This is a genomic window from Acinetobacter sp. UBA2063, assembly GCF_002333245.1.
In the GTDB taxonomy this organism is placed as follows: domain Bacteria; phylum Pseudomonadota; class Gammaproteobacteria; order Pseudomonadales; family Moraxellaceae; genus Acinetobacter; species Acinetobacter parvus.
Map to the genome: position 1 here is coordinate 1 of NZ_DDAH01000250.1, position 9773 is coordinate 9773.

The 9773-nt window shown below is 42.9% G+C and carries 10 protein-coding genes and 2 pseudogenes; 7 read left to right on the forward strand and 5 right to left on the reverse strand.

What is annotated here, in order from left to right; genetic code table 11:
* The 4 genes from B4H32_RS11840 to B4H32_RS11855 all read right to left on the reverse strand — a co-directional run.
* A partial coding sequence (locus tag B4H32_RS11840) for a hypothetical protein (protein WP_286803235.1) occupies positions 1–65 on the reverse strand: 65 nt, incomplete at its 3' end.
* Between the two features lie 20 nt (positions 66–85).
* Positions 86–784: a histidine phosphatase family protein gene (locus tag B4H32_RS11845; RefSeq protein WP_004683872.1), complete on the reverse strand. Its 699-nt coding sequence runs from the start codon at positions 782–784 to the stop codon at positions 86–88.
* Positions 781–1902 (reverse strand): phosphotransferase family protein, encoded by a 1122-nt coding sequence (locus B4H32_RS11850; RefSeq protein ID WP_004683874.1) that lies wholly within the window; start codon positions 1900–1902, stop codon positions 781–783. Before B4H32_RS11850 ends, B4H32_RS11845 begins: the two co-directional genes overlap by 4 nt.
* Positions 1903–1918: 16 nt before the next feature.
* Positions 1919–3148 carry an acyl-CoA dehydrogenase family protein gene (locus B4H32_RS11855; RefSeq protein WP_004797911.1) on the reverse strand — a complete coding sequence of 410 codons (1230 nt, stop codon included), beginning with the start codon at positions 3146–3148 and terminating at the stop codon, positions 1919–1921.
* Positions 3149–3254: 106 nt separating this feature from the next.
* On the opposite strand from B4H32_RS11855, the gene B4H32_RS11860 reads away from it, so the two are divergent.
* The 7 genes and pseudogenes from B4H32_RS11860 (at position 3255) to B4H32_RS11890 (ending at position 8735) form a co-directional block, all read left to right on the forward strand.
* Entirely contained in the window at positions 3255–4205 is a 951-nt protein-coding gene (locus B4H32_RS11860) for a LysR family transcriptional regulator (RefSeq protein WP_004797914.1), read from the forward strand.
* A 269-nt stretch (positions 4206–4474) separates the two neighbouring features.
* Positions 4475–5431, forward strand: a complete 957-nt coding sequence (locus B4H32_RS11865; protein WP_004683878.1) for a TerC family protein — start codon at positions 4475–4477, stop codon at positions 5429–5431.
* Between the two features lie 138 nt (positions 5432–5569).
* Positions 5570–5767: pseudogene (locus B4H32_RS11870) on the forward strand (hypothetical protein); the annotation flags it as partial.
* A 71-nt stretch (positions 5768–5838) separates the two neighbouring features.
* Positions 5839–6033, forward strand: a pseudogene (locus B4H32_RS11875) (glutathionylspermidine synthase family protein); the annotation flags it as partial.
* Between the two features lie 181 nt (positions 6034–6214).
* Positions 6215–7531 (forward strand): guanine deaminase, encoded by a 1317-nt coding sequence (guaD, locus tag B4H32_RS11880; protein ID WP_004683880.1) that lies wholly within the window; start codon positions 6215–6217, stop codon positions 7529–7531.
* A 224-nt stretch (positions 7532–7755) separates the two neighbouring features.
* A complete protein-coding gene (hpt, locus tag B4H32_RS11885) occupies positions 7756–8283 on the forward strand; it encodes a hypoxanthine phosphoribosyltransferase (RefSeq protein WP_004683883.1) in 528 nt (175 codons plus the stop codon).
* A 200-nt stretch (positions 8284–8483) separates the two neighbouring features.
* Positions 8484–8735 carry a GlsB/YeaQ/YmgE family stress response membrane protein gene (locus B4H32_RS11890; RefSeq protein ID WP_004683884.1) on the forward strand — a complete coding sequence of 84 codons (252 nt, stop codon included), beginning with the start codon at positions 8484–8486 and terminating at the stop codon, positions 8733–8735.
* Between the two features lie 50 nt (positions 8736–8785).
* Here the strand turns inward: B4H32_RS11890 and B4H32_RS11895 are convergent, their stop codons facing one another.
* Positions 8786–9484, reverse strand: coding sequence for a DsbC family protein (locus tag B4H32_RS11895; RefSeq protein ID WP_004683885.1), 699 nt, complete (start codon positions 9482–9484; stop codon positions 8786–8788).
* Positions 9485–9773 lie beyond the last annotated feature (289 nt).

Below are 9773 nucleotides of genomic sequence, written 5' to 3' on the forward strand. Positions count from 1 at the left end.
AACTCGCGCGCCATACCTGCACCCAAACCTGAACTTGCACCTGTAATTAAAATCGTCTTTGCCATGTCTGCCACCTATTGTTTTTTTAAATCCATGTTAAAAGTTCAGCATCATGTGCTTTTAAGTAGTGATGCTCATTAAAACTGAGTAACTGCAAACGCCCATCCACCCAACGCAGCGTGGTGATACTGGCATTGGTGATGGACCAGTTCAGTGCAAAAATCTGTTTGGCATGCAAACCCAAAACCTTGCCAACCGCCACAGAAATCACGCCGCCTGAACTAAATACCACGGCTTGACGCTGTTGTGTCGCATCAAGATGCTCACACAGGGTTTGTAAGGCATTTTCTACACGCGATTGAAAGCCTAACCAAGTCTCATGATATTCATGGTCATATTGCGCTCCAATCCAGCGGTCAATCGCACCATCAAAAATTTTGCCCAGATAGGCACGAGGATTGGCAACCAGTTCAACATCCTGTTTGAGCAATTCAGGTTGATTAAACCGTGGTTCGTATTGGGAAAACACATGCTGGTGATCAAACTCATTCCATGCCGATTGGGTTTGAATCGGTGCATCATGGAAACTTTTCGACAAGGCCCACTGTGCGGTTTGTTGATGACGCTGCATTGAACCCGCAACCACCAGTGGGGGATGTTTCAGGGTTTGCTTAAAAAAATCACCCACCACCTGTGCCTGCTGTTCACCTTTGGCCGAAAGCTGATCATAACTTGCCGCACCAAATGAGGCTTGCCCATGTCGCACCAAATAGATTGTGCTCATCGTTTTAAAATATCCTGTAGTTTTGCGCCATATTCAGGAATCAATTGCTGTGCTTCAGCATTGTTTGCTGCAATCAGTTTTAACGCCCGAATATGCAAGGCATGAATCAAAATCCAGAAATCCTTAAATGCAGGATTATCGGTTTGCTGGTGGTAATAACGATAATAAATCTGTTGAGCAATCACCGCCAAACGGAATAAACCAAATACTTCATAGAAAGCCCAATTTTCTGGTTGTAGGCCTGTTTTATCGAGATAGTAATCCACCACCTGCTGGCGTGTCAGCATGCCTTTTAGATTGGTTGGCTGACGGCGGCTGGATTTCATCAGGGCATCGTCATCTTCCTGAATCCAGTAGGCGAGGGCACTGCCTAAATCCATCAACGGATCGCCCAGTGTCGCCATTTCCCAATCCAGTACACCAATCACCTGAGTCGGTTGTTGTGGATCTAAAATGACATTATCAAAACGCCAGTCATTATGAATCACACAAGTTTTAGAATCGGCAGGAATATGTTCCAGCAACCACTGGCGCACAAAAGCAAAATCGGGAACATTTGGCGTAAGCGCTTTACTATAACGTGCATCCCAACCTTCAACTTGACGGCGGCAGTAACCATCGCCCTTGCCCAGTTTTTCCAGCTCAGTACCCTGATACGGCACTTGATGCAACTCAATCAGCTTATCCAGCACATTCAAACACAACTGTTGAACTTGTGACTGATCCAATTGTAATTCTTTAGGTAGATTGGCACGTGGAATAATACCCTCAATCCGTTTCATCACATAGAAATCACAGCCAATTACACTATCATCCTGACACAATGCAATCATTTCAGGCAGGACAGGGTAGAACGGTGCAAGATGCTTCTGCACATTGTATTCACGCGCCATATCATGCGCTGATTTGGCTTTGGTGCCTTTCGGTGGACGACGTAAGATCAGATCAGCATTGTCATATTGCAAACGATAGGTCCAATTCGATGCACCCCCTGAATATTGCGTCACTTGTGCCTGTCCTTGCAGCTCTACACCTTGTTCTTTTAACCAGTTTTCAACAGCGGAAATATCCAATTCTTCACCGTGACGAACCTGACCGCCAACATCAATTACTGCCATTTGTTTTTATCCTTAATCAACGACCATAGCCACGTTTTTTCAATTCTAATTTAGCAATCATGCCTTTATGTACTTCGTCAGGTCCATCAGCCAAACGTAAACTACGTGCTTGATTGAAAAATGCTGTCAGCGGAGTATCGCGTGATACACCTTCTCCGCCGTGAATCTGGATCGCCATATCCACCACATTTTGTAGGACTGTTGGCGCAACCACTTTAATGGCAGAAATTTCGGTCAGTGCGGCCATATTGCCTTGTGTATCCATCTTATAAGCGGCGTACAGGGTCAATAAGCGAGCTTGATCGATCTGCACGCGGGCTTCTGCCACACGTTCTAAATTGCCGCCAAGTTTAAGAATTTCTTTACCAAATGCCTTGCGTGACATGCCACGATCAATCATGAGTTCTAACGCTTTTTCCGCTGCACCGATACAACGCATACAATGGTGAATACGACCAGGCCCTAAGCGTCCCTGAGCAATTTCAAATCCTTGACCCGCACCACCAATAAAATTGCTCACTGGCACACGCACATTGTCAAAACTGACCTGTCCATGTCCATGTGGTGCATCGTAATCACCAAATACAGGCAACATCCGTTCAATCGTTACGCCTTGCGTTTCAATCGGCACAAGTACCATCGAATGTTGATGGTGACGGTCTTTGCTCGGGTCAGGGGTGTAGGCCATAAAAATAATCACTTTGGCATTGGGATCACCCAAGCCAGATGACCACCATTTACGCCCATTCAGAACAATTTCATCGCCATCCACCACTGCCGTGGCCTGCATATTGGTGGCATCACTGGAAGCCACGGCGGGTTCCGTCATACAGAACACTGAACGGATTTCACCAGCAAGCAGCGGTTGTAGCCATTGTCGTTTTTGCTCATCGCTACCATAGCGCCATAACACTTCCATATTGCCACTATCAGGGGCATTACAGTTAAATACTGTCGGAGCAAGTAAACTACGTCCCGTCAATTCAGCAATATGTGCATATTCCTGTACCGATAAACCTGCACCCAGTTCAGTATCAGGCAAGAACATATTCCATAAGCCTGCTGCTTTAGCCTTGGTTTTGAGTTGTTCGAGTTGAGCTGGCCACTGCCATTTAGTCCAGTCACCATCGACATTGAGTTGATGCACTTCATCCCAAAATGCTTTTTCAATGGGTTCTATTTCTTGTTGAATAAAAGCTTGCGTTCGTGTAATAAAATCCTGCGCACGTTCAGATAATGCAAACATCATCATTTCCCTTAAAGTAAAAATTTGGCGAAGCTTGATTCGCTGCTTTACATCACCATAAGCGAAAATTTATTATGAATGAAATGATTTTATTTTATGCAAAACTATGAATCAGATTCATAATACCAACCCACTGGAAGTGGCTCACTTTCATCGTATTGATATCAATCTGTATCCTCTTTTTATTGCGATTTTTGAACAAAAAAGTATTTCTAAGGCAGCTCAACTTCTTTGTATTAGTCAATCTGCGGTCAGTCATGCTTTAAAACGTTTGCGTCAGCAACTTAAAGATGAATTATTTGTGCGCAGTGGGCAAAAAATGCTTCCCACACCTTTTGCCGAGCAAATTTATCAGCCGATTCAAAATGCGCTGCTCACGATTCAGAATATTGCGATTCCACAGCAAGACTTTGTACCAAGCTTGCTGCAAAGCATTAAAATTGCCATACATGATGAAATTGAACCTATTATTTTTCCTCAACTGGTGCATCACTTTAGTCAACTCAATCTGAATATTCAGTTTTTGAGCTCCAAGCTGGACCGTAAAAATATGCTGGCTGATCTTTCAGCACAACAAATTGATTTTGTGATTGATCTGGTGCAACCGTATCAAGCCAATTTACAGTTTGAAAACTTAATTGACGATTATTTTGTGGTGTGTACACAGCAAATGCAGATGGATTTAACACACTATCTCTCCGCACCACATATCGGTGTATCATCAAGGCGCACAGGCTTATTGCTTGAAGATATTTATCTCAACCGCCAACAATTGTCCCGTCAAATTTTCCTGCGTTGCCAGCACTATGCAACCGCCTTGCAGGTACTGGCGCAATATCCAAATGCCATCCTGACCATTCCACAAAGTATCCTTAAACATCTGCATTATGCAGAAAATTTAAATATTCATCCGCTACCCATCGAATTACCTAAAATTAAGATGGGCATGTATTGGCATGACACAGTTCGGCACAATCCTCGCCATCAATTTTTACGCAACGAAATCCTAAAGATTTTTAATCACAATTTATTTGATGAAGATTTGCACATTGTTTAAAAGTGTGTAATTCTATAGCTACATTTGGATGTCATCATCCATAACAGAATTTGACAAGGGGAGTAGCCTCCTCCAAACCTAGGTAGTGTAGTTTAAATACTTAGGTGTCAGAGCTTCGTCATTACACTTTGCAAAAAGTCGGACTCTGAGCATCACAATCTATCGTGGTGTAGGCAAGACCTTGATCATGTTGAAACAGATGTTTTATTTCATTCATCTGGCAACTGGTCAGGGTTTTTTTATGTCCATTTGCCAGATAGGGAGTTGTGATGGAAACTATCGGCAATCTATGGCTGTATGTGGTGTTCTTCGGCATTGTGGCGGTCATGCTACTGGTCGATTTTTTAGGCTTTAAACAAAAACAGGGTCAGGATGTTCCGATCAGGCAGGCTGCCTACTGGAGTGCGGCCTGGGTCACTGTGGCGGTGCTGTTTGGTGGAGGTTTGTGGCTCTATCTACAGCAAACAGTAGGGCTCACCCTTGCGAATCAAAAAACCATGGAATACTTCGCAGGTTATCTACTGGAAAAATCACTGGCGATTGACAACGTCTTCGTCTGGCTGATGATCTTCGCCGCATTTGCCATTCCACCTGCACTGCAACGTAAAATCTTACTCTATGGCGTATTAGGTGCAATCGTATTAAGAACCATCTTTATTTTTATCGGTGCATGGTTCGTTCAAGAGTTTTCATGGGTTCTTTACATCTTCGGTGCGTTCTTGGTCTATACAGGTTTCAAATTCCTAAAAGGACAAGACGAAGAAACCAATATCGAAGATATCAAAACTTTAAAATGGTTACGTAAACATATGCGGATTACCCCACAGCTTGAGGGTGAAAAATTCTTTGTTCGCCGTGATGGTTTGTTGTGGGCGACACCATTATTTTTAGTTCTGATTTTGGTTGAAGGTTCCGATGTGATCTTTGCAGTGGATTCCATCCCTGCAATCTTTGCCGTCACCAGTGACCCGTTCATTGTCCTGACTGCAAACCTGATGGCAATTCTAGGCCTACGTGCCATGTTCTTCCTGCTGGCTGGTGCCGCAACCAAACTGCATTACCTACCATATGGACTGGGCATCATCTTATTGTTTATTGGTACGAAAATGTTATTGCTGGATGTGTTCCACATGCCAATCTGGATTTCATTGGGCTTTATTGTGCTGGTGCTCAGTATCACCGCTTATCTATCATTACGTCATAATAAAAAGCAGTTGCAATCTTAATCATTTGAATTCAGGCATTTGATCAATTCAGGTGCCTGAATAGTTAAATCATAAAAATAGACTGTACATTAAAAAACAGATCAATATCATATGGCGGCTTAAAGCTTTTATCTTTCCTAATCAGAAACATAATACGGCAGTTTTGGTTCTGGACGTTACCTCGGCCCACAGTATTATCAGGGCAATCGGGAAATATCCTTTCGCGGCAATACCCTACGTCCGCGCAGCAACCTTAGTGTCGGGCAGCCCATGATCTCAACAACGTCAAAAAGTTACTCTGCCTCCTCACCTGTTCGTGGTGGTTTTGGCCGTGGTGGTTCTTCGTTTGGTGGCTGATCAGGAAAACTGAAATTTTGTATGAAAAGAAAAATCCTCGCACCGCGTACCGACTGGCAGCTTGAGCACCAAAAGATTGGGGCAATCTGGAATACCTGATGGATACCGCTTATCAGGCGCAACTACAGGTCTCTGAACTGTCGATGGAGAATATTGGCTGGGATGGGCAGGGTTTTGTTGACCTGAACAATCGCCCGATTCATAACCTGTTTAAGCTTTACCCGTGGGAATGGATCTGGGAAAGCCTTGGTATTCCAGTAATACATATGTATTTTTCTCAAAGGGTATAATTATTGCTGACAATTTACCCATTTCCGCCCAAAAATAAAGTGAATTGATTCAATTCATTACTCACATTTACATACGTTTTAATGGCCTAAATTAGGCGAATAATCCAGTAAGCTGAATAAAATCGGGTACAATCGACGAAAAACATTGTAGGTTGTTATGACTTTGACTACTCCCATCACGGTCGTTCGTGGTCGCTTCCTGGATATCCAAAAAACTGTTTCCCAGGCACAAGATATTATTGATCAGGTTCGTTATATCGAAGATGGTTTGCTAATCGCTGAACAAGGTCAAATTCTCTGGTTTGGCACTTGGAATGATGCCCAGCCCCATCTTCCTGCCAATGTCGAAGTTCAGCATTATCCTGAACAATTGATCATTCCAGGCATGATCGACACCCATATCCATTTCCCACAAACTGAAATGGTCGGGGCCTATGGTGAACAGCTGTTAAGCTGGCTCAACACCTACACCTTTCCCACCGAAATCCAGTTCAAGGACAAAGCCTATGCACAACAGATTGCAAAGTTCTTTGTAGAGGAACTGCTTAAAAATGGTACAACAACTGCACTGGTGTTCTGTACCGTGCATCCTGAATCGGTGGATGCCTTGTTTGAAGCCGCAGCACAGCAGCAGATGCGCTTAATTGCGGGCAAGGTGATGATGGATCGTCATGCACCAGAAGCACTGTGTGACACTGCCGAGAGTGCCTATAACGACTCCAAAGCATTGATTGAAAAATGGCATGGTCAGGGACGTGCCTTATATGCCATTACCCCACGTTTTGCACCAACCTCTACACCTGAACAACTTGAAAGAGCAAGGCAACTCAAAGCTGAATATCCTGATGTTTATGTACATACTCATCTAAGCGAAAATAAAGATGAAATTGCATGGGTTAAAGATTTATTCCCAGCACAAAAGGGTTATTTAGATGTTTATCATCATTATGGTTTAACAGGAAACCGTTCGGTGTTTGCACATTGTGTGCATCTGGAAGATCAAGAATGGCAATGTATGCATGACACCGACTCCGCCATTGCATTCTGTCCAACCTCAAACCTGTTTTTGGGCAGTGGCTTGTTTCCATTGAAAAAAACATGGCAACAGCAAGTTAAAGTCGGTCTCGGGACCGACATTGGGGCAGGGACCTCGTTTAGCTTGTTGCAGACCGTCAATGAGGCCTACAAGGTACAACAGTTGCAAGGTGACAAATTGTCCGCGTTTGAATCGCTGTACCATGCAACACTGGGCGGTGCAAAAGCCCTCGACTTGGATGACAAACTCGGTAACTTTAATGTGGGTAAGGAAGCTGATTTTGTGGTGTTAAATCTCAAGCCAACCGCATTGCAGCAACTGCGCCAGTCACGTTCAAAGTCAATCGAGGATAGCCTATTTGCCTTGTTTACCATGGGCGATGACCGAAATATTGAGGTAACCTATATCTATGGACAAAAAGCCTATAGCCAAAGCTAAAGTTTTGAATAAACGAAAAATTGGGTGGATTTTATTGGTAAGCTGCTGTGCTGCACTACTGAGACGTGACAGTCATCAGCCGAAAAAGGATACATTTTTTGCACCATCAAAAGGTGCATGAACGGTGATTTTGTTTTAAAATTCGCATATTCGCTCAAGATTTCGAGGTGTTGCAGGTCAACACCTTTTTTATTTCCCATTTTTTACGTTTTAGGAATCTGCCAATGACCATTGCAATGCGCATTATGATTTCCAGTGAAGAGATTCAAGCCAAAGTGAAACAACTCGGTGAAAAAATCAATGCACACTATGCTCAAAGTGACAAGGAACTGGTATTGATTGGTTTACTGCGTGGTTCAGTCATTTTTATGGCAGATTTGTGCCGTGCCATTGAAAAGCCGCATGAACTCGATTTTATGACCGTTTCAAGCTATGGCGGTGGCACTGTTTCAACCCGTGATGTCAAAATTCTGAAAGACTTGGATGGTGAGATTCATGGTAAAGATGTGCTGGTAGTTGAGGATATTATTGATTCGGGCAATACCTTGAGCAAAGTGGTTGAGATGCTTAAAACCCGTAATCCAAACTCAATTGAACTGTGTACGCTGGTAAGCAAGCCATCACGCCGTGAGATTGACCTGGTAGTGAAGTTTTTAGGCTTTGAGGTTGAGGACCGTTTTATTGTGGGTTATGGCCTCGACTTTGACCAGAAATACCGTCACTTGCCATTTATTGGTGAGATTGGTCTTTAAATCCATATTCCTGTGCGCGGCCAAAGGCCGTGCTCTACTCAGGGGCTGCAAAGCTCCTTTTTTTATATCGCCCCATTAATCAAACACTGCTAAAGACTGCACAAAAATACGACATAAGTGGGCAATCCACTACAGACAAAAGCTGCTCTAATCAAGCAGGATAATTATGAATACCGTTGTTAAAACAAGGAGAAAAGACAATGTGGTCTCTAATTGTGGCGATTGTAGTGGGTTTCTTTGCGGGTTTGATTGCCCGTGCGTTGCACCCTGGAGATGACAAGGCAGGCTTTATTGTAACCACCCTGCTGGGTATCGCAGGTTCGTTGCTGGCAACCTACGGTGGCCGTTTGCTGGGCCTATACGGCGAAAATTCGGCGGCAGGATTTATTGCCTCTGTGATTGGTGCAGTGATTGTTCTGTTTATTTACAATCTGGTCAGCAAAAAAGCCTAAACCGTTTGAATACTCCCAATTCATGGTGTAATGGTTTGGGAGTTGTTTATTTATAAGCCCAGTTCTTTCCAGATCAACTGAATTTCCTCGGCACTCCGTACACCCGTCATTTTAAAACCCGTCTCAAAAATCAGGGTAGGGGTGCCCTCAACGCCCAGTTTACGTCCCAGTGCCAGATTACGCTCAATCGGGTTGGCACAGGTTTTTTCTTTAGGCTGTGCATTCTTCTGCAATAAGTTTTTCCACGCGTAAGCTTGGTTAGGATCACACCAAATCGATTTTGAAACCGTAATTGATTGTGCTTTTAATGGATAGATAAACGTATAAATGGTGACATCATTGAGCTTATCCAGTTCAGCTTCTAATTTCTTACAATAGGGGCAATTCGGATCTGAAAAAATAGCGAGCTGCTGTTTGCCATTGCCCTTTACCGTTTTTATTGCATCTTTTAAAGGTAATTGTTTCCAGTCAATTGAATTTTGCTTTAGAACCAAGTCCTTGGTCAGATTCTTTTGATCTTTTAAACGAACCATCGAACCAATAAACATATGTTGGGCATTTTCATCCAAATAAATAATCTGATTATCTAAATTGGCACTGTATAGTCCTGTCATTTCTGTTGCTTGAATATTACTAACATGAATATTGGGATATTGCTGATTTAAATTATTTTTTAAGGTTTCTACATTTGCAAAAATCATCGCAGACGCACAACTCAATAATGAAAATAAAGCAATTCTTTTCAACATGTCTCATACTCAACTCAAAATTAGCGCTATTCTAATCAAGCTTATCCTCATAAATTGCACAGCTTACTCAGTCACAACCAAAATCTAACCTGTGTCAAAAAGTTCCACGTGGAACATTCATTCTAAAATCATAGATTTTCATATTCAAAGACCCAGTTGTATCTGTGTTCAACGTGAAACACTTCCGTTGATTCTCAAAGAAACTCCTTAATACACATTCCAGTTTGGTAATAAACTAACAATAAATATCACAACATGTTGACATATAAATTTGACATCCTCCCCGACC

Bases quoted from the DNA above. Each gene is read 5' to 3' on its own strand.
- B4H32_RS11845 (WP_004683872.1), bottom strand. From the start codon at position 784: ATGAGCACAATCTATTTGGTGCGACATGGGCAAGCCTCATTTGGTGCG.
- B4H32_RS11850 (WP_004683874.1), bottom strand. From the start codon at position 1,902: ATGGCAGTAATTGATGTTGGCGGTCAGGTTCGTCACGGTGAAGAATTG.
- B4H32_RS11855 (WP_004797911.1), bottom strand. From the start codon at position 3,148: ATGTTTGCATTATCTGAACGTGCGCAGGATTTTATTACACGAACGCAA.
- B4H32_RS11860 (WP_004797914.1), top strand. From the start codon at position 3,255: ATGAATCAGATTCATAATACCAACCCACTGGAAGTGGCTCACTTTCAT.
- B4H32_RS11865 (WP_004683878.1), top strand. From the start codon at position 4,475: ATGGAAACTATCGGCAATCTATGGCTGTATGTGGTGTTCTTCGGCATT.
- guaD (WP_004683880.1), top strand. From the start codon at position 6,215: ATGACTTTGACTACTCCCATCACGGTCGTTCGTGGTCGCTTCCTGGAT.
- hpt (WP_004683883.1), top strand. From the start codon at position 7,756: ATGACCATTGCAATGCGCATTATGATTTCCAGTGAAGAGATTCAAGCC.
- B4H32_RS11890 (WP_004683884.1), top strand. From the start codon at position 8,484: ATGTGGTCTCTAATTGTGGCGATTGTAGTGGGTTTCTTTGCGGGTTTG.
- B4H32_RS11895 (WP_004683885.1), bottom strand. From the start codon at position 9,484: ATGTTGAAAAGAATTGCTTTATTTTCATTATTGAGTTGTGCGTCTGCG.